This is a genomic window from Microbacterium sp. Bi128 (genome assembly GCF_918698205.1).
In genome coordinates, this window is sequence record NZ_CAKKMM010000014.1 from 1 (window position 1) to 18,380 (window position 18,380).

Annotated in this window: 18 protein-coding genes; 7 read left to right on the forward strand and 11 right to left on the reverse strand. The window is 70.1% G+C overall.

Features of this window, described 5'->3' with window-relative positions; all coding sequences use genetic code 11:
- The 7 genes from LQV45_RS02410 to LQV45_RS02440 all read right to left on the reverse strand — a co-directional run.
- On the reverse strand, positions 1-816 hold an 816-nt coding region (locus LQV45_RS02410; protein ID WP_230005577.1), incomplete at its 3' end, for a LamG domain-containing protein.
- Positions 817-956: 140 nt separating this feature from the next.
- Positions 957-1,970 carry a LacI family DNA-binding transcriptional regulator gene (locus LQV45_RS02415; protein WP_230005578.1) on the reverse strand — a complete coding sequence of 338 codons (1,014 nt, stop codon included), beginning with the start codon at positions 1,968-1,970 and terminating at the stop codon, positions 957-959.
- On the reverse strand, positions 1,963-3,495 hold the full coding sequence (locus LQV45_RS02420) for a sugar ABC transporter ATP-binding protein (protein ID WP_230005579.1): 1,533 nt from the start codon (positions 3,493-3,495) through the stop codon (positions 1,963-1,965). Before LQV45_RS02420 ends, LQV45_RS02415 begins: the two co-directional genes overlap by 8 nt.
- 54 nt (positions 3,496-3,549) lie before the next feature.
- Positions 3,550-4,563 (reverse strand): sugar ABC transporter permease YjfF, encoded by a 1,014-nt coding sequence (locus LQV45_RS02425; RefSeq protein WP_230005580.1) that lies wholly within the window; start codon positions 4,561-4,563, stop codon positions 3,550-3,552.
- Complete coding sequence (locus LQV45_RS02430) at positions 4,563-5,606, reverse strand: ABC transporter permease (RefSeq protein WP_230005581.1); 1,044 nt, start codon at positions 5,604-5,606, stop codon at positions 4,563-4,565. The genes LQV45_RS02425 and LQV45_RS02430 overlap by 1 nt, the downstream gene beginning before the upstream one ends.
- Positions 5,603-7,153 carry a sugar ABC transporter ATP-binding protein gene (locus LQV45_RS02435; RefSeq protein ID WP_230005582.1) on the reverse strand — a complete coding sequence of 517 codons (1,551 nt, stop codon included), beginning with the start codon at positions 7,151-7,153 and terminating at the stop codon, positions 5,603-5,605. Before LQV45_RS02435 ends, LQV45_RS02430 begins: the two co-directional genes overlap by 4 nt.
- A 111-nt stretch (positions 7,154-7,264) precedes the next feature.
- Positions 7,265-8,242, reverse strand: coding sequence for an ABC transporter substrate-binding protein (locus tag LQV45_RS02440; RefSeq protein WP_230005583.1), 978 nt, complete (start codon positions 8,240-8,242; stop codon positions 7,265-7,267).
- A 240-nt stretch (positions 8,243-8,482) separates the two neighbouring features.
- Between LQV45_RS02440 and LQV45_RS02445 the strand changes: the two genes are divergently transcribed.
- On the forward strand, positions 8,483-9,043 hold the full coding sequence (locus LQV45_RS02445) for a flavin reductase family protein (protein ID WP_230005584.1): 561 nt from the start codon (positions 8,483-8,485) through the stop codon (positions 9,041-9,043).
- A 104-nt stretch (positions 9,044-9,147) separates the two neighbouring features.
- Here the strand turns inward: LQV45_RS02445 and LQV45_RS02450 are convergent, their stop codons facing one another.
- Positions 9,148-10,038 carry a DUF808 domain-containing protein gene (locus tag LQV45_RS02450; RefSeq protein ID WP_230005585.1) on the reverse strand — a complete coding sequence of 297 codons (891 nt, stop codon included), beginning with the start codon at positions 10,036-10,038 and terminating at the stop codon, positions 9,148-9,150.
- Positions 10,039-10,145: 107 nt separating this feature from the next.
- On the opposite strand from LQV45_RS02450, the gene LQV45_RS02455 reads away from it, so the two are divergent.
- The 6 genes from LQV45_RS02455 to LQV45_RS02480 all read left to right on the forward strand — a co-directional run bounded on the left by LQV45_RS02455 (position 10,146) and on the right by LQV45_RS02480 (position 15,580).
- Positions 10,146-11,879, forward strand: coding sequence for an amidohydrolase (locus LQV45_RS02455; protein ID WP_230005586.1), 1,734 nt, complete (start codon positions 10,146-10,148; stop codon positions 11,877-11,879).
- 60 nt (positions 11,880-11,939) lie between these two features.
- Positions 11,940-12,911: a MauE/DoxX family redox-associated membrane protein gene (locus LQV45_RS02460; RefSeq protein WP_230005587.1), complete on the forward strand. Its 972-nt coding sequence runs from the start codon at positions 11,940-11,942 to the stop codon at positions 12,909-12,911.
- A 98-nt stretch (positions 12,912-13,009) separates the two neighbouring features.
- Positions 13,010-13,600, forward strand: a complete 591-nt coding sequence (locus LQV45_RS02465; RefSeq protein ID WP_230005588.1) for a molybdopterin-dependent oxidoreductase — start codon at positions 13,010-13,012, stop codon at positions 13,598-13,600.
- Positions 13,594-14,337, forward strand: a complete 744-nt coding sequence (locus tag LQV45_RS02470; RefSeq protein ID WP_374208130.1) for an FAD-binding oxidoreductase — start codon at positions 13,594-13,596, stop codon at positions 14,335-14,337. Before LQV45_RS02465 ends, LQV45_RS02470 begins: the two co-directional genes overlap by 7 nt.
- On the forward strand, positions 14,337-14,597 hold the full coding sequence (locus LQV45_RS02475; protein WP_230005590.1) for a DUF6510 family protein: 261 nt from the start codon (positions 14,337-14,339) through the stop codon (positions 14,595-14,597). Before LQV45_RS02470 ends, LQV45_RS02475 begins: the two co-directional genes overlap by 1 nt.
- A 146-nt stretch (positions 14,598-14,743) precedes the next feature.
- Entirely contained in the window at positions 14,744-15,580 is an 837-nt protein-coding gene (locus LQV45_RS02480; protein WP_230005591.1) for an alpha/beta fold hydrolase, read from the forward strand.
- A gap of 53 nt (positions 15,581-15,633) precedes the next feature.
- On the opposite strand, the gene LQV45_RS02485 is transcribed toward LQV45_RS02480, so the two are convergent.
- From LQV45_RS02485 to LQV45_RS02495, 3 genes are read right to left on the reverse strand one after another with little or no spacing between them, the layout of a single operon-like run.
- The gene (locus tag LQV45_RS02485) at positions 15,634-16,518 is read right to left on the reverse strand and encodes an SMP-30/gluconolactonase/LRE family protein (protein WP_230005592.1); all 885 of its coding nucleotides are present in this window, start codon (positions 16,516-16,518) and stop codon (positions 15,634-15,636) included.
- Positions 16,505-17,257 (reverse strand): SDR family NAD(P)-dependent oxidoreductase, encoded by a 753-nt coding sequence (locus LQV45_RS02490; protein ID WP_230005593.1) that lies wholly within the window; start codon positions 17,255-17,257, stop codon positions 16,505-16,507. The genes LQV45_RS02485 and LQV45_RS02490 overlap by 14 nt, the downstream gene beginning before the upstream one ends.
- Positions 17,254-18,378: a zinc-binding dehydrogenase gene (locus tag LQV45_RS02495; protein WP_230005594.1), complete on the reverse strand. Its 1,125-nt coding sequence runs from the start codon at positions 18,376-18,378 to the stop codon at positions 17,254-17,256. Before LQV45_RS02495 ends, LQV45_RS02490 begins: the two co-directional genes overlap by 4 nt.
- Between the last annotated feature and the right edge of the window lie 2 nt (positions 18,379-18,380).

The following is an 18,380-nucleotide window of genomic DNA, read 5'->3' on the forward strand; positions in this document are numbered from 1 at the left end:
GTTCGTGATCGAGAGGGCGTCGAGCGCCGCCTGCGCGGCCTCGCGATCCTCGGGGGTCTTGACCAGGCTCTTCACCTCGTCGGCGGAAAGCGCACGGTCGTAGAGGCGGAAGTCACGCAGGCTCCCGGCGAGGCGCTTGTCGGGGGTGTAGCTCGAGCGACCGAGGTAGTTGGCCGTCGTCGTGCCGTTGCCGATCGACCCGGGGGTCGTGGTGGTGTTGGTGTTCTCGGCGACCTGGACCCCGTCGAGGTACAGGCGCGCGGTCTTGCTGCCGGCGTCGAGCGTGTAGGTCAGGGTCTTCCACACGCCGCGCTCGATGTTCGCCGACCCCCGGGTCTCTTGCTCGGTCGTCCAGTTGCCGCTGGCGATGCCGGCGCGTGCGGGGTTACCGGTGGCGAACAGGTAGCCGTTTCCGAACCAGTCCGTGGTGTTGCCCAGGCCCCAGATGAAGTAGTTGCCCGACTGCTCGGGGCGCACGATCACGTCGGTGCTGACGGTGACCGAGGTGAGATCCTTCAAAATGTTGTTGGGAACGCTCACATAGTCGTCGTCGCCGTCGAGGCGGACGCCCTCGGCGCCGGTCAACGTGGGGCCACCGACGTAGGCCGCGTCACGGCCGTTGCCGGAGACGTCGCGCGCGACGGTCCCGGCGGTCTCGTCGAGGGGATAGGAGGCGACGAGTCCCGTGGACGGAACGGCCGCCTGGGCCATGAGCGGAACGGTGATCGGGGCCGCGACCAGCGCGGCGACGACCGGGACGGCGAGCGCCCAGGAACGATGACGGCGTGGGGGAGCCGTCCGATGGGGTGTAAGCACGGGGGTGCGGGTCCTCTCGTGAATGCAACATTGCACAGAGCCGTCGACGTCGACGACTGACGCGATGTTAGCGCTCACAGGACGCAATGCGCCAGCATGTGACGCGAACGGCAGTCGGTCCGCGCGGCCGGCGCGGACCGTCAGGGACGCAGCGGTGCGGAATCCCGCACGACCAGGCGCGTGGGCAACGGCGTGCTCTCGCTGACGGTGTCCGGCTCCTCCACCATCAAGAGGACCTTCTGCATGAGGATCTCGCCCAGCGCGGCGAAGTCCTGGCGCACGGTGGTGAGGGAAGGGTAAACGAACGGCGCTTCGGGCACGTCGTCGAATCCCACGACTCCCACGTCCTCCGGGACGCGCAGCCCTCGTTCGCGCAGCGCCGAGAGGACGCCGATGGCCATGTGGTCGTTGGCCACGAAGATGCCCTCGCCCGCAGCGATGTCCGCCTCGGAGGCGATGCGATACCCGCTCGCGGCCGACCAGTCCCCGTGCACCGGCGGGGTCGACTGCGCCCGCACCGAAGCGATCTCTTCGCGCCACCCGCGCAGGCGCTCGACCGCATCGGGGTTGCGGGCGGGACCGGCGATGTGCCGGACGGTGCTGTACCCCGACTCGAGCAGGTGACGCACCGCGGCGCGGGCTCCGCGGTACTGGTCGATCGCGACGAGGCGAGGGTGAGGGCGGCTGCTCGTGGCCGCGGCGACGATGGGGACGTCGATCTCGAGAGCCTGCACCGCCGCGAGCACCTCGGTGTCGATGACGATGAGGACGATGGCATCCACTCGCTGTTTGAGCAGCCCGTCGATCGCCGAGCGGACGGCGGCGACGTCGTTCTGCGGCGAACTGATCGCATCGACGTTGTACCGGGCGGCGCGGGCGGCGAAGTTGAAGTTCATCGCGATCGATGACGGGCCGTAGTCCACCGTGCCGGGGGTCACCAGGCCGATCGTGCGCGTCCGGCGCGTGACGAGGGCACGAGCGGCCGGAGACGGGCTGTATCGCAGTTGGGCGATCGCCTGCTCGACGCGCGCGCGGGTCGCCGGGCGCACGTTGGGCATGTTGTTGAGCACGCGCGACACCGTCTGGTGCGAGACGCCCGCCAGACGGGCGACGTCGAAGATGTTGGCCGTACGCGAAGCCTTCTCGTCACCCATCGGCGGCCCCCTCCTCCGTGGCGGGCTTGGCCACGAGGGCGAGCAGAGCGTCCGAGGTGAGCTCGGCGGCCGGGAGGATCTGGGCGAGCACGCCGTCGCGCATCACCGCGACCAGGTGGGCGACGCGCAGCACTTCGTCGAGCTCGGCCGAGATGTACACGATCGACAGCCCGTTGTCCGAGAGCTCCCCCACGAGCCGCTGGATCTCGGCCTTCGCGCCCACATCGATCCCGCGGGTCGGCTCGTCGAGCACGATGACCCGCGGCGACAGCGCGAGCAGTCGCGCCAGCAGCACCTTCTGCTGATTGCCCCCGGAGAGGGTCGAGACGGGTCGGTCGATGTCGGTCGGACGAATGTGCAGCGCCTCCACCCAGCTGGCCGCGAGCTCGCGCCGGCGCGCCGTGCTCAGGCGGTGGAAGATCCCGCGCTGGGCCTGCAGAGCGAGGGTGATGTTGTCGAGCACGCTGAGATCGCCGATGATCCCCTCGGTCCGCCGGTTCTCGGACGAATACGCCACACGCCGTCGGATGGCCTCCCGTGGCGACCCGAGGCGCACGGGCTCCCCGTCGATGCGCAGTTCGCCGCCGTCGGGGTGGTCGACGCCGGTCAGCGCGCGTGCCAGCTCGCTGCGTCCCGACCCGAGCAGACCGGCGACGCCGATCACCTCGCCCTCGGCGATGTCGACGTCGGCCTCGCGCAGTCGGGATCCGGATGCCAGTCCCCGAGCGCTCACGATCGAGGGGCCCTCCGCAGCCTCGGGCGAACGCTGTCCGAGCGGCGCGAGGGCGTCGGCGGCCGCACCGAGCATCTTCTCGACGAGATCGATGCGCAGCAGCTCGCGGGTGCCGTACTCCCCCACCAGCCGCCCGCCACGCAACACCGTCACACGGTCGCAGATCTCGTACACCTGGTCGAGGAAGTGCGACACGAAGACGATCGCGATGCCCTGACCCTTGAGGTCGCGGATGACGCGGAAAAGCTCGGCGACCTCGTCGCCGTCCAGGCTCGAGGTGGGCTCGTCGAGGACGAGCACCTTGACGTCGATCGAGACGGCGCGCGCGATCGCGACCAGCTGCTGCACGGCGAGGGGATGCGAGGAGAGCACCGAGGACGGATCGACGTCGACGCCCAGCGACGACAGCGCCGCGGCGGCGCGGTCCCGCATGGCGCGGTGATCGATCATCCCGAAGCGGCGGGGCTCGCGCCCGAGCGAGATGTTCTCGGCCACGGTGAGGTTCGGCAGGAGGTCGATCTCCTGGTAGACCGTCGAGATCCCGACCGCTTGCGCGTCGGCCGGCGACGCGAAGCGCCTCGGGCGGCCCTCGAGGATGATCTCGCCCTCGTCCAGCCGCAGGGCTCCCGTGATCGCCTTGATCAGCGTCGACTTCCCGGCGCCGTTCTCGCCCATGAGCGAGTGCACCTCGCCGGGGCGCAGCCGGAAGTCGACGTCGGCGAGCGCGGATTCGACCCCGAAACGCACCGTCGCCCCGCGCACCTCGAGGAGGGGCGGGGCGGCGGCGGGCATGGGGTCAATCATGCCCTCGCCACGACGGCGGGGCGAGCATCCCGCGCGGCCGCGTCACTTGCTCAGCGCGGAGCGCGAGACGATGATGCGCTGCACCACCACGAACAGCAGCAGCAACGCCCCCACCGTGATGCGCGTCCAGGACTGCTCGGCGCCCGAGAACGAGATGATCGTGCGGATGAGACCGTAGACGAACACGCCGATCATGGAGCCGAGCACGAAGCCGCTTCCCCCGGTGAGCAGCGTGCCGCCGATGACGACCGCGGCGATCGTGTCGAGCTCGGTTCCGACGCCGTTGAGCGGGTATCCCGCGCCCGAGTACGCCGTCAGGACGATCCCCGCGAGACCCGCGCAGACGCCGCTGATGACGTACACCGACAGCTTCGCGCGGACGACGGGAAGACCCATGAGTCGGGCGGACTGCTCGTTGCCGCCCACGGCGTAGACCGTGCGACCGAACCGGGTGAAGCGGAGGACGAACGCCGCGAGTGCCACCGTGAGGAGGGCGATGATCCCGGTCGGGGTGATGTACCACCCGGCGAAGGCGAAACGCGTGGACTGCAGCCACAGCAGCCCTTCGTTGTCGACCTTGATCGACTGCAGGCTCACCACGAACGCCAGGCCGCGGGCCAGGAACATGCCGATGAGCGAGGCGATGAACGGCTGCACGTCGAAGAACTGCACGAGCACCCCGATGAGCAGACCGATCGCGGCGCCGATGAGGATCATCGCCGGGACGGCGACGGCCACCGGCACGCCCTGCGACAGCAACTGGGCGCAGAGGATGCCGGTGAAGGCCATGACCGCGCCGACCGAGAGGTCGATGCCCCCGGTGAGGATGACGAAGGTCATGCCCACCGCGAGGACGAGCAGGTACGCGTTGTCGAGCAGGATCGACGACAGGATGCGCGGCAGCTGGAAGTTGGGGAAGTACGCCATCGACCCGGCGATCATGATGACCAGGATCGCGATCGCGGCGAACACCGGGATCCAGGAGACGTGTCGGCTCAGGAATCGGCGGTACGTGCTCGTGGCGGCGGAGCCGCGCTCGGCGGTGAGAGTGACCATCAGGACAGCACCTTTGCGTCGGGACGTCGGGTGAGAGGACGCAGCGCCGAACGGCCCGCGGTCTGGAAGAACGCGCGGAACCGGCGCGACTGCAGCAGCACGACGATCAACACGGCCGCGGCCATGAAGACGGGGCTGACGGCGGGCGGGACACCGAGGAAGGTGATCGTGCTCTTGAGGGTCTGGATCGTGAACACGCCCACGACGGTGCCGGCGAGGCTGAACTTGCCGCCCGCGAGCGAGGTACCGCCCAGGACCACCGCGAGGATGGCATCCAGCTCGATGTACAGTCCGGCCGCGTTGGCGTCGGCGGCCATGATGTTCGAGCTGTAGAGGATGCCGGCCATGCCCGCGAGCGTGCCGCTGGCGATGTACGCGCCCCAGATGATGCCGCGCGAGCGGACGCCGGCGAGCCGGCTGGCTTCGGGGTTGATGCCGACGGCCTCGGTGAGCATGCCGAGCGCCGTCCGGCGTTCGAGGACGCCGACGACGATCACCGCGACGATCGAGACATAGAACGCGAAGGGCAGCCCCAGCACGTACCCCTGCGCCATGAACTGGTACGGGTCGCTGTTGATCGTGGTGATGAAGCCCTTGGTGATCAGGAGCGCGACGCCGCGACCGGCGAGCATGAGCACGAGGGTCGCGATGATCGGTTGGATGCCGAGCACCGAGACGAGGAAGCCGTTCCAGACGCCGAGGAGCAGAGCGGATCCGACGGCGGCGGCGATCGCGATCATCACGACGCCGAGGTTGCCCGGGTCGGGCGAGGCTTCGATGATGGTCAGCGCCACCGCCCCCGAGACCGCCATGATCGCGCCGACCGAGAGGTCGATTCCGCGCGTGGCGATGACGAGCGTCATGCCGAGCGCGACGAGCATGAGCGGCGCGCTGTTGCGCAGGATGTCGATGAGCGACCCGTAGAGCTGACCGTTCTGCACCGTGATGCTGAGGAACGACGGCCGCGAGATCGTGTTGACGGCGATGAGCGCCACCAGCGCGGCGATGGGCCACACGAGGCGGTGCGAAAGGAACTTCTTCATGCGATCTTCTCCCGATCGGACGACGTTGTCTCGGGCTGCCCCTCGGCGATGTAGGTCACGAGGCCGTCGAGGTCGACGTCCCGGGTGGCCAGCTCGCCGATCTTACGACGGTCGCGCAGCACGGCCACGCGCTGGGCGATGCGCAGGACCTCTTCGAGCTCGGAGGAGATGAACACCACCGAAAGGCCCTTCTCGGCCAGCTCGGCGACCTTGCGCTGGATGTCGGCCTTGGCACCGACGTCGATGCCGCGCGTGGGCTCATCGAGGATGAGCAGCTCGGGGGCGGTGGCCAGCCACCGCGCGAGGAGCACTTTCTGCTGGTTGCCTCCGGAGAGGTTGCGGATGAGCGCGTTCGGGTTGGCGGGACGCACCCCGAGAGCGGCGATGTACTCGTCGACGATGGCCTGGATCTCGGCGGAGCCGAGCTTGCGCAGCGCTCCGCGACGGGCCTGGACGCCGAGGATGATGTTCTCGGCGACGGTGAGGTCGCCGACGATGCCTTCGGCGCGGCGGTCCTCGGACGAGAACGCGATTCCGCGGTCGAGCGCGTGCCGGGGCGATCCCAGACGCGACGGCATGCCGTCGACCTCGACCTGCCCCTGGTCGGCGCGATCGGCTCCGGCGATGAGGCGGGCCAGCTCCGTGCGGCCCGAGCCCAGCAGACCCGCGAGGCCGACGACCTCCCCGGCGTAGACGTCGAGGTCGACCGGCTCGAGGGCGTTCTTGCGCGCCAGCGACGTCGCACGCAGGACGGGGGTGCCCGACCGGTCGATCGGACGCTCGGCGCTGGCCGAGATGGCATCCAGCTCCCCCAGCTCGCGGCCGATCATCTGGGCGACCAGCTGTTCACGACCGAGGTCGGCGACGGGGTACTCGCCCACGAGCGTGCCGTTGCGCAGCACGGTGAGGCGGTCCGAGATCTCGTAGATCTGGTCGAGGAAGTGCGAGACGAACAGGATCGCCACGCCGCGGTCGCGGAGGTCGCGGATGACGCCGAAGAGCTGTTCGACTTCGCCCCGGTCGAGGCTGGAGGTGGGCTCGTCGAGGACGAGCACCGTGGTGTCGACGACCATCGCGCGGCTGATCGCGACGAGCTGCTGCACAGCGATCGAGTGGCTCGCGAGGATCGACCGGGTGTCGATGTGCACGCCCAGCTCGGCGAGCGCCTTCGCGGCGGCGGCGTGCGTCGCTCGCCAGTCCACCAGGCCCGCGCGCCGGATCTCGTTGCCGAGCATGACGTTCTCGCCGACCGAGAGGTTCTGGCAGAGGTTGACCTCTTGATAGACGGTGGCGATACCGGCCGCCTGGGCGTCGGCGGTGGAGCGGAAGAGCCGCTCTTCGCCCTGGACGCGGATGGATCCGGAGTCGATGCCGTAGACACCCGTGAGCGCCTTGATCAGGGTCGATTTGCCGGCGCCGTTCTCTCCCATGAGGGAGTGGACTTCGCCGGGGTAGAGGGTGAAGTCCACGCCGTCGAGCGCCTTCACTCCGGGGAAGGAGATGCTGATACCGCGCATCGCGACGACGGCAGCGCGTTCGGATGTCATGCTCGATCGCTTTCTCGGGGGTGAGCGGAGGGTGTGCGGGGCCGAGGTCGGCCCCGCACACCCGGGGAGGGCACGGACGCGCGGGCGTCCGAGAGGGAGGAACGCGCGGGATCAGTACGCGCGGTCGGGCAGAGCCTTCTTGGCCTGCTCCTGATCGAACGCCTGGTCCTCGACGATGTACTGCTTGTCGACCGACTCGCCGGCGACGACCTTCTTGACGACCTCGGCGACCTTCTCGCCCAGCAGCGGGTTGCACTCGACGATGTAGTTGAACTCGCCGTCGGCCAGAGCCGTCATGCCGTCCTTGACTGCGTCGATCGTGACGATCTTGATGTCGGTGCCCGGCGTCAGGCCCGCGGCCTTGATCGCGTCGAGCGCGCCCAGACCCATGTCGTCGTTGTGGGCGAACAGCAGGTTGATCTGCGAGCCGTACTTCTGGAGGAAGCCCTCCATGACCGTCTTGCCCTCGGCGCGGGTGAAGTTACCGGTCTGCGAGTCGAGGACCGTGATGTCGGTGCCCTTGATCGCGTCGTTGAAGCCGGTCGCGCGGTCGGTGGCGGCCGACGAGCCCGTGGTGCCCTCGAGCACGACGAGGTTGGTCGGGGTGCTGCCGAAGTTCTTGGCGGCCCACTTACCGGCCGTCTCGCCTTCCTTCTTGAAGTCGAGGCCGACCCAGCTGGCGTACAGGTCCTCGGGAGCCGAGACCGTGCGGTCCTCGAGGATCACCGGGATGTTGGCATCCTTGGCTTCCTTGAGCACGTCGTCCCAGCCGTCGGTGACGATCGGGGCGAGCACGATGGCGTCCACGCCCTGGTTGATGAAGCTGCGGACCGCGGCGATCTGCGCCTCGGGCTTGTTGTCGGCCGCGTTGAAGATGAGGTTGAAGCCGTTCTCGGCCGAGAACGCCGTCTTCATCGACTCGGTGTTGGCGCTGCGCCATCCGCTCTCGGAGCCGGTCTGCGCAAAGCCGACGGTGATGACGTCGTCTCCGCCGCCGCCGGCCGTCGTACCGCCGCCGGCACAACCGGACGCGGTCAGAGCGATCGCGCCCATGAGCGCGAGTCCGGCAAGGGTCTTCTTCGCCTTCATGTTGAAACCTCCTCGTTTCGCCGGCTGCGTCGCCGGTTCATGTGATGCAGCCCCCTCGGGCGGGCTGACCCCTGAATGTTAGCGCTCACACTTCACCTCCTGTCAAGACGAATTCGTAATGGGATGCCAAGGGAAGGCGAAATGTGAAGCCTCACAAGCACTTTGTCGCGTACCTCGACGATGTGTCGCTGCGTTTCGCGTCTCGGCGCCGCACGCGCGAGCGGGGGTTACCGTCGAGGTATGACTTCCCTCCCGCAGGAGCGATCCGAGAGCACCCCCGCGATCGGCACGTCCGTCTCCGCCGACGACTTCAAGCGCGCGTTCCGCGGTCACCCCGGGGGGATCGCGGTCATCACCGCCTACGGCGAGCACGGCCCCGTGGCCCTGACCGCGTCGTCGGTCTCGTCGGTCTCGGCCGACCCGCCGCTGCTGATCTTCTCGGTGTCGAGCATGTCGTCGGCGACCCCGACGATCGTGTCCGCGTCCACGATCGTGGTGCACCTGCTGGACGCCGAAGACATCGGCCTCGCCCGCGCCGGCGCCACGAGCGGACTCGACCGTTTCGCCGACACCACGACGTGGACGCGCCTCTCGACCGGGGAGCCGGTCTATCACGGGGTCCGCGCGTGGCTGCGATGCGCCGTCGTCAGCCGGATGGATGCCGGCGGCTCGACCGTCATCGCCGCTCAGGCCCTGCAGGTCAACGTCGAACGCGACCTCGAGCCCGGTGAGCCCGGCGCCGCGCTGGTGTACCACAACCGCACCTGGCACCGCCTCGGCGAGCACTCCCGCCTGGACTGAGTCCGGCCCCTGGCCGCCAGATCACGCGATCTGAACGAGACCACGCGAACCACCGCGCCGTAGGGCGTGCGTTCGGCCACATCACGTGAACTGGCGCACCCCGGTCAGTGCGCGGCGTCCGCCTTCCCGCGCGCGAAGACGCGACGGATGCCGGTGATCACGGCGATGATGATCAGGCCGAGGATCAGCCCGAACACCGCAGAGATCGCGGAGTCCACGATCCACACGACGACCGGCCCGGCCGCCTCGATCGCGTGCTCGACGACGTGGAGAAGGTCGTACGGCCCGGACCAGAGCGTCTCGGCCAGGTTCTGCACCACGAGGTGCCCGCCGACCCAGAGCATCGCGACGGTGCCGATGACGCTGATGACCCGGAACACGGCGGGCATGGATGCCACGACCCGCACGCCGAAGCGCCGCACCCCGCGCGACGGGCTCTTCATCAGCCGCAGACCGACGTCGTCGATCTTCACCAGGAGCGCGACGGCACCGTAGACGACGATCGTCATCGCCAAGCCGATCACGAGGAGCGCACCGAGCGTCATCCAGATGCCGAAACCCGGGTCGAGGCTCGACAGCGCGATGAGCATGATCTCGGTGCTGAGGATGAGGTCCGTCCGCACGGCGCCGAGCACGAGTTTGCGCTCGTCGCGCGGACCGTCGTCCTCTTCGCCGTGGTGCACGCCGAACCACTCGAGCACTTTCTCGGCACCCTCGAAGCACAGGAATCCGCCACCGATGATGAGGAGGAACGGCAGCACCCACGGCGCGAACGCCGTCAGCAGCAGCGCGATCGGGATGATGATGACGTACTTGTTGATGATGCTGCCGAGGGCGATCTTCCACACGACCGGGAGTTCGCGCGCCGGAGTGATCCCCTGGACGTACTGGGGCGTCACGGCGGCATCGTCGATCACGACACCCGCGGTCTTCGCGCTCGCCTTGAGGGCGGCGCTCAGAATGTCATCGACGACGGCGAGCAGACCGACCGACATGCGTGCTCCTCTGGATGGGTAAGCAGAACGCCATCTTCACACACCCGCACGGCACGACCGGGACTCGGGACTATCGCCGCCCCGGCGCGGGGCAGCAGAATCGGGCCATGGAGCGAATTCTCACCGCCGAGACGATCATCACCATGGATCCCGCACAGCCCCGGGCCTCGGCCATCGCGATTCGCGACGACCGCATCGTAGCGGTGGGGTCGCTCGACGACTGCCGTGCGGCGCTCCCGGGGGCCACCGTCGAGGACACCGGAGCCGCGTGTCTTCTGCCCGGGTTCATCGACTCGCACTCGCATCCGGTCCTCAGCGGCATGGCGACGATGTACCCGGCGTATTGGATCGCCCCGTGGTTCGCGCCGACCTGGGACGACGTGGTCGAGGTCTTCCGGAAGGCGATCGCCGAGACGGAGCCCGGATCGCCCCTGTCGTTCTTCGGCTTCGACGGCCTGCTGCAGCAGCACGAAGAACCCACCGCCGCGGTGCTCGACGAGATCTTCGGCGACCGCCTCGTGCTCGTCTTCGGCAACTCCGGCCACACTTCATACGTCACGACCGCGGTGATCCGCGCGCTCGGCTGGGTGGACACTCCCGCGGCCGACCCGGTGGGCGGGTTCTTCGGCCGCACGTCCGGCGGGGCCCTCGACGGCCGCGCGACCGAGGTGCCGGCCGCCATGGCCCTCGCCGCTCCCGTGCTGAGCGCCATCGCCGCGAGCGCCACTCCGCTGCAGGGCGCCGTCGAGTACTACATGCTCATGGCGAGCGCGGGGATCACCTCGACGTCGGAGCTCACCTACAATACGCCCCTCAAGGGCGCGTACGAGACGCTCGCGACCCTGCCGAGCGCACCCTTGCGCATCACGCTGTACCACATGTCCACCGAGGCCGACTGCGGCGAACCCTTCGTCTCGGACGTCCCGGCCACGATGCTGCACAAGCAGGGCATCAAGCTCTGGGCCGACGGATCGCCGTGGCTCGGGAACGTCGCGATGTCGGAGCCGTACCTCGACACCGCCGCGACGCGGGCCGCCGGCATCCCGGCCGGGGTCACCGGCGAGAAGCCGATGAACTACTCCCGCGCCCAGCTCGACGCGCTCCTCGACGCGCACGCGCCGGAGGCGTGGCAGATGGCGTTCCATGTCAACGGCGACATCGGTCTGGACATCGTCCTGGACGCCTTCAGCCGGGCACTCGACAAGCACGGCCTCACCGAGACCGACCATCGGTGGCGCGTCGAGCACATCGGCGGCGCGCGCCGCGATCAGTTCCGCCGGATGGCGGACCTCGGCGTCCACCCCTCGATGGGCCCGTTCCAGTTCTACTACTGGGGCGATCTGCTGGACGGCCAGATGTTCGAGTCGGCGATCGGCGCCGAATGGCAGCGCTTCCGCGACGCGTTCGACGCCGGTCTGCGCCCGTCGTTCCACAACGACGGCAGCGTCAGCCCGCCCACACCGCTGCTGAACATCCAGACCGCGGTGACACGGCGGACCTCCAGCGGCACGGTGCGCGGCGAGGCGCAGGCGACGACCCTCGACGAGGCGATCGCCGCCCAGACGATCAACGGCGCTCACGCCCTCGGCACCGACGCGGACGTGGGGTCCCTGGTTCCGGGCAAGCTCGCCGACCTCGTCGCGCTCGACGCCGACCCCGCCGCCGTCGATCCGGCCCGCATCGGCGCGATCGGCATCCGGGGAACGTGGCTGGGAGGCGAGCGCATCGACCTCGACGCGTTCGCGACCGCGTCTCGTCAAGTGGATGCCGCGGGCTTCGCCGCCCTGCGGATGCTCGGCGTTCCCGCCTGCTGCCACCACCGGTCAGCCGACGTGTCCTGACCGGCTTCACCCGCCCCGCGCGCCCCGGACGGAGCGGACGCGCGGGGGGATCCTGGGGGGATGCCCGGGCTCGTCCTGCTCCCCGCCTTCGTCGTCATCACCACCTTCGCCGTGAGCGGCGCGAGCAAACTGCTCGACCGCGACTCGGCCCCGGCGACGCTCCGCGCCCTGCGCATCGAGCACCTGCCGGCGCGTGCCACCGTCGTCGCGGTCGCGGCGACCGAGGTCCTCACGGCGGTCGGGCTGCTCCTGGGCGACGGACCCGTCGCCGCCGCCGCGGCCGTCTCCGCGCTGGCGCTCTCGCTCGTCTTCCTCGCCGTGGGGCTGCGAGCGCAAGCGCGGCACTCGACCGACGAGTGCGGCTGCTTCGGGCGCGTGGCATCCACCCGGGTCGGGCCGTGGATGACCGCGCGGAACACGGCGCTCGTCATCGCGAGCGCGATCGTCGCGGTCGGAGCTTTCACGATGCCCGCCGCGTGGCCCGTCGCCGCGCAGGTGGCCGCGCAGCCCGTCGCGAGCGCGGCGCTCGCCGTGGCCGCTCTCGCACTCGCGGTGATCGGGGCGTCGCTGCGCCCCGCGGAACGGCGCTCGGCTCCGGTCGACGCCGTGCCCGACGCCGCCCTGATCACTCCGGAAGGTGGCGTCGTCGTGCCCCGGCAGCGCGCCTTGCGGGGCCGCGCGCAGTTGCTGCTGTTCGTCCGCCGGGGGTGCAGCTCATGCGAGAACCTCATCGACCGGATGACGTGGGACCGCGACCTGCTCGAGACGCTCGTGGACGTGCGGTTGATCGTGCCGGTCGGCGACGGTTCGCCGCTCGACGACGCCGGGGACGGCCTGCACGCCGATCCCTCCGGGGAGTTCGCCGTCGCCCTCGGCATCCCGGGCAATCGACCCGCGGGGGTGCTGCTGACCACCGCGGGGGATCTCCTGCTCCCGATCGCCGTGGGCGGAGAGGAGACGGCGTCCCTCGTCGACAGTGTGCTCGCGGCCGCCGCCGACGCGCGACCCACCGAGGGGACCTCGACGAGCTGAGCACACCGCGCGTGCACGCCTCGACAATCGTCCCTGTCGCCTCTCCACCGACCTGGCTAGGGTGAAACTCGTCGGGCTCCGGGAGGAAAGAGGCATCCATGTCGTTCATCACTCGAGGCTTCTCGGGTCGCCGCGCCGAACGCGATCCACGCCTCCCTCCCGGACAGACCCTCGTCGGCGACTGGCCGGTGCTCTCGGCGGGCCCCACCCCCGAGATCGAGGCGGACGCCTGGGAGTTCGTCGTTCGCACCGAGAACGGCGACCACCGGTGGAACACGGCGCAGCTGCAGGCTCTCGGCATGGAGGACATCACCGTCGACATCCACTGCGTCACGCACTGGACCAAGCTCGACATGCCGTGGCGCGGGGTGTCGCTGGACCGCATCTTCGACGAGGTCGAGACCGCGCACGACTTCGTCATGGCGCACTCGTACGGTGGCTACACCACGAACGTCCCGCTGGAAGACCTGCTCGACGGCAAGAGCTGGATCGCGTTCGAGGCCGACGGCGAGCCGCTGACCCCGGAGCACGGTGGGCCCGCCCGGCTGCTCGTCCCGCACCTGTACTTCTGGAAGAGCGCCAAGTGGGTGCGGGGCCTCGTGACCATGCCCGACGACGATCCCGGCTTCTGGGAGCAGAACGGCTACCACCTGCACGGCGACCCGTGGCAGGAGGAGCGGTACTGGTGACGCGCCGCCCGACCGCGTGGCACACCGCGACGGTTGCCGACGTGCGCCCCGAGACGCCGACCGCGCGCCGCATCGAGCTCGACATCCCGACATGGCCGGGCAACGACGCCGGAGCACACCTCGATCTGCGCCTGACCGCACCCGACGGCTACCAGGCCTCGCGGTCCTACTCGATCGCCTCGGCGGGCGAGGGCACGCGCGTCACGCTCGCCGTGGACGAGGTGACCGAGGGCGAAGTGTCGCCTTTCCTCGTGCACGACCTGCGGGCCGGCGACGAGATCGAGGTGCACGGGCCCCTCGGGGCGTTCTTCGTCTGGACACCGACACCCGACCCCGACCCTCGCCCCGTGCAGTTGATCGCCGGCGGCTCGGGCGTCGTGCCCCTCTTCGCGATGGCGCGAGCGCACGCCGACAGCGGCGACGCGAGCGAATTCCGGCTGCTGTATTCGGTGCGCACGCCGCAGGACGTGTTCTTCGCCGACGAGCTCGCCGCCCTCGCGGCATCCGGAACCCTCCGGTACGACCCCGTGTACACCCGCACCGCTCCCCCCGGGGCCACGGTGCCACCGGGGCGACTCACCGCGGAGCGCCTGAGCGACGCGGTCGTCGGGGCCGAGCGCGCGCCCCGGGTGTACGTGTGCGGTCCGACCCCGTTCGTCGAGGCCGTGTCGCGCTGGCTCCTGGATGCCGGGCACCGCCCCGGCGACATCCGCACCGAGCGATTCGGAGGCTCGTGATGGACGTTCTCGACGGCAACGCGCTCGCCGGCCGCCTGGCCGACCTGCTGGGGTGGGATGCCACCGACTCCCTCGTCCGCTGTCGGGCCTGCGGAGACGGGGGCGCCGTCGCCCGAGTCGCGGTGTACGTGAGCGCGATGGGCGCCGTCGCGCGCTGCCGCTCGTGCGACACCGTGCTGATGACGATCGTGGATGCCGTCGGCGGACGGTCGTGGTTCGGGATGCCGGGGATCGACGCCCTGGAGGTACGAAGGGCGTAACGTCACCGTCCGTATCCCGAACGGACACTGGACAGACCGGCACACCCGGGGTGGAATCGCCTCGTGCGAGCGCTCCCACGACGCGATCCGTCCGGCACGCCCGCGCAGTAGTCACACCATCACGACGACACACGGAAGGTTCGATCATGGGATACGTCACCACCGAAGACGGCGCGGAGATCTACTTCAAGGACTGGGGCGACCCCGCCGCCCAGCCGATCATGTTCCACCACGGCTGGCCGCTGTCGTCGGACGACTGGGACGCGCAGCTGCTGTACTTCCTCGACAAGGGGTACCGCGTCATCGCCAGCGACCGCCGCGGACACGGCCGCTCGTCGCAGATCGGCACCGGTCACGACATGGACCACTACGCCAGCGACGCCTCCGCCGTCGTCGAGCACCTCGACCTGCACAACGCCATCCACATCGGCCACTCCACCGGCGGCGGCCAGGTCGCCCGCTACGTCGCGCAGTACGGCGAGCCGCAGGGCCGCGTCGCGAAGGCCGTGCTCGTCGCCGCCGTCCCCCCGCTCATGCTGCAGACCGAGAACAACCCCGAGGGCACCCCGCTGGACGTCTTCGACGGGTTCCGCGCGGCGCTCGCGGCCAACCGTGCCGAGTTCTTCGAGGCCGTGGCATCCGGACCCTTCTACGGCTTCAACCGCGAGGGCGTCGAGACGCAGAAGCGCGTCGTCGACAACTGGTGGCGTCAGGGCATGACCGGAAGCACCCTCGCCCACTACCTCGGCATCACGGCGTTCTCGGAGACCGACCAGACCGAAGATCTCAAGGCCATCACCGTCCCCGTCCTCGTCCTCCAGGGCGACGACGACCAGGTCGTGCCCTACAAGGCCGCGGCGCTCCTGCAGCACGAGTTGCTGCAGAACTCCACGCTGAAGATCTACGAGGGCTACCCCCACGGCATGCTCACCACGCACGCCGACGTCCTGAACCCCGACATCCTGGCGTTCATCCAGGAGTGACGGGGATTATCGCGGGACGGCGCACTCGGGATATCCCGGGTGCGCCGTCGTCCTCAGCCGGCGAAAGCGAAGACCGGCGCCCCGCGCACGCTCGACGGAACCGCCGCGACGCGACCCGCGAGCGGCTCCTCCCCCGCCGCGATCCCCTGACGCGAGGTCGTGACGTACAGGACCGGATGATCGCCGTCGCCGAACGCGCACGACGTCGGGTTCGTCACGGGGAGCGGCAGCACCTGATCGAGTCGCCCGTCGGAGTCGTAACGGTGCACCGCACCGCCGCCCCACATCGCGACCCACAGGCCGCCCTCGTCGTCGAGGGCCATGCCGTCGGGCGACCCCGGAGCCTCGTCGTCGATCCGCACGAACACCCGCGAGGCGCCGAACGTACCGCGATCGGGGTCGTAGTCGTAGGCCCTGATCTCGCGGGACAGTGTGTCGGCGTGGAGCGCCGTGGTCCCGGCATCCGTCCACACCAGTCCGTTCGGGATCGACACCCCCTCCAGTGCGACGTGGACGCTCAGGTCGGGGTCGAGACGGTACAGCCGCCCACCGCCCGGTCGCATGTCGTAGGCCATCGAGCCGCAGAAGAAGCGGCCCGCCGCGTCGCACGCGCCCTCGTTCATGCGCACCGCGGGGTCGTCGAACACCGGGATCCGTTGGACGACGGCGAGATCGTCGTCGAGCAGCGCGAAACCGCGCTCCACCGCAGCGACGAACCCGCCGCCCCGACGACGCCGGATCACGCTCAGGACGTCGGCCACGGGCGTGCGATCGACGGATGCCACCTCCCCGGCGACCGTGATGAGGTCACCGGCGAGCATGTCGACGTGGCGCAGCGTGCCCGTCGTGGCATCCCAGAAGGCGCCCTCGCCGTGGTCGACCGCCGCGTCGCCGATCCAGCGGACCTCGGCCGGACGTGTCAGGTCAGAGCCACCCACCGTCGACCACCCACTTCTGCGCCGTGCACATGGCCGAGTCGTCGGCGGCCAGCCACAGCACCATGCGTGCCACGTCGGCCGGGTACACCTTGTCTTCCAGGCTCTGGCTGCGCCGGATGTGCTCCTCGGCCTCGGGCGTCACCCAGTCGCGCACCTGCCGCGACGTCATGACCCAGCCCGGGATGACGCAGTTCACGCGGATGCGGTCGGGCCCGAGCTCGCGGGCGAGCGTACGCGTGAGTCCCTCGATGCCGGCCTTGGCCGTGATGTAGCCGACGAGGTCCTGCAGATCGATGTGCGCGCTGATCGACCCCATGTTGATGATCGAGCCGCCGCCCGCCGCCCGCATCATCGGGGCGACGGCCCGCGCGGCGAAGAAGTGGTGCCGGAGGTTCACGGCCTGCCGGTCGTCCCAGTACGCCACGTCGAGCTCGTCGATCGTGTGGCGCAGGTCGTGCGCGGCGTTGTTGACGAGGATCTGCACGGGACCCAGTTCGTCGGCGAAACGCGCGATGGCGTCCTCGAGCGCGGGGATGTCGCGCACGTCACACGGGAGGAATCGGGCGGCCTCGCCGAGCTCCGCGGCGAGCGCCTCCGCCGCCGGAACGTCGATGTCGACGAACCCGACACGGGCGCCCTGCGCGACGAGGTGGCGGACGATCTCCTCGCCGAGCCCGGTCGCCCCACCGCTCACGACGGCGACGCGTCCGGCCAGGCTCGGATAGCTCGCGTACGTCATGCCGGGACACCGCCCGGCAGGATCACCGCGCGCCCGACCGCACCCGCGGCGAGCGCGGCGAACGCCTCGTTCACCCCGTCGAGCGGGTAGCGGGTGCCGATGAGCTCGTCGAGGGGAAGGAGTCCCGCACGGTAGAGCTCGAAGATCGCGGGGAGATCCAGCGCCGGAACCGAGGAGCCGTACAGCGACCCGACGATTTTCTTCTGCCGCTGCACCAGCTCGTTGATCGGCACCTCGAACGTCTGCCCGACGGCACCGAGCCCGACCGCGACCGCCGTGCCGAGCGGCCGGAGCATCCGGACCGCACTGGCGAGGGTCTGCGGGCGCCCGACGGCCTCGATGGCCCACGCCACGCCGCCCGGCGCGATCGCGAGCACGTCGTCGACCGGGTCGCCGTCCCCGGCGAGCACGGTGTGCGTGGCCCCGAGGCGGCGGGCGAGCTCGAGCTTGTCCGCATCGACGTCGACGGCGATGAGCGGGTAGGCGCCGGAGAGTTTCGCCCCCATGATCGCGGCGAGCCCCACACCGCCCGCACCGATCACGACGACCGGGTCGCCCAGGCACCGGCCGATGACGTTGCGTGCGACCCCGACACCGGTGATCACGGCGCACCCCGCGATCGCGGCGATCTCGGCGGGGATGTCGTCGGGCACGGGCACGACGCTGCGCTCGTGCACGACGACCCGCTCGGCGAAGCTCGACGCCCCGAGCAAGTGGTGCACGGGCCCGTCGGTGTCGCTCATGCGCGTCGTGCCGTCGAGCAGGCCGCCGGACTGGGCCTGGACCGCACCCATCTCGCACATGATGGGGGCGCCGACCATGCACTGCCGGCACCGCCCGCAGTTGGGCCGCCACAGCAGGGCCACCCGGTCACCCACGCGGATCGCGCCGCTCGTGCGCTCGCCGACCGCCCGCACGCGGCCGGCGCCCTCGTGCCCCGGCACGACGGGGAGCGGGCATCGCAGCTCTCCCCGGAGGTAGTGGAGGTCGGAGTGACAGACGCCCGCCGCCTCGATCTCGACGAGGATCTCCTCCGGACCGGGGTCGGCGAGTTCGATCTGCTCGATCCGCGGGGGTTCGCCGGGCTCTCGCAGCACGGCGGCGTGGATCAGGGACGGCATCG

Coding starts and splice junctions, on each gene's coding strand:
- LQV45_RS02415 (WP_230005578.1), bottom strand. CDS start 1,970: ATGGGTGACGAGAAGGCTTCGCGTACGGCCAACATCTTCGACGTCGCC.
- LQV45_RS02420 (WP_230005579.1), bottom strand. CDS start 3,495: ATGCCCGCCGCCGCCCCGCCCCTCCTCGAGGTGCGCGGGGCGACGGTG.
- LQV45_RS02425 (WP_230005580.1), bottom strand. CDS start 4,563: ATGGTCACTCTCACCGCCGAGCGCGGCTCCGCCGCCACGAGCACGTAC.
- LQV45_RS02430 (WP_230005581.1), bottom strand. CDS start 5,606: ATGAAGAAGTTCCTTTCGCACCGCCTCGTGTGGCCCATCGCCGCGCTG.
- LQV45_RS02435 (WP_230005582.1), bottom strand. CDS start 7,153: ATGACATCCGAACGCGCTGCCGTCGTCGCGATGCGCGGTATCAGCATC.
- LQV45_RS02440 (WP_230005583.1), bottom strand. CDS start 8,242: ATGAAGGCGAAGAAGACCCTTGCCGGACTCGCGCTCATGGGCGCGATC.
- LQV45_RS02445 (WP_230005584.1), top strand. CDS start 8,483: ATGACTTCCCTCCCGCAGGAGCGATCCGAGAGCACCCCCGCGATCGGC.
- LQV45_RS02450 (WP_230005585.1), bottom strand. CDS start 10,038: ATGTCGGTCGGTCTGCTCGCCGTCGTCGATGACATTCTGAGCGCCGCC.
- LQV45_RS02455 (WP_230005586.1), top strand. CDS start 10,146: ATGGAGCGAATTCTCACCGCCGAGACGATCATCACCATGGATCCCGCA.
- LQV45_RS02460 (WP_230005587.1), top strand. CDS start 11,940: ATGCCCGGGCTCGTCCTGCTCCCCGCCTTCGTCGTCATCACCACCTTC.
- LQV45_RS02465 (WP_230005588.1), top strand. CDS start 13,010: ATGTCGTTCATCACTCGAGGCTTCTCGGGTCGCCGCGCCGAACGCGAT.
- LQV45_RS02475 (WP_230005590.1), top strand. CDS start 14,337: ATGGACGTTCTCGACGGCAACGCGCTCGCCGGCCGCCTGGCCGACCTG.
- LQV45_RS02480 (WP_230005591.1), top strand. CDS start 14,744: ATGGGATACGTCACCACCGAAGACGGCGCGGAGATCTACTTCAAGGAC.
- LQV45_RS02490 (WP_230005593.1), bottom strand. CDS start 17,257: ATGACGTACGCGAGCTATCCGAGCCTGGCCGGACGCGTCGCCGTCGTG.
- LQV45_RS02495 (WP_230005594.1), bottom strand. CDS start 18,378: ATGCCGTCCCTGATCCACGCCGCCGTGCTGCGAGAGCCCGGCGAACCC.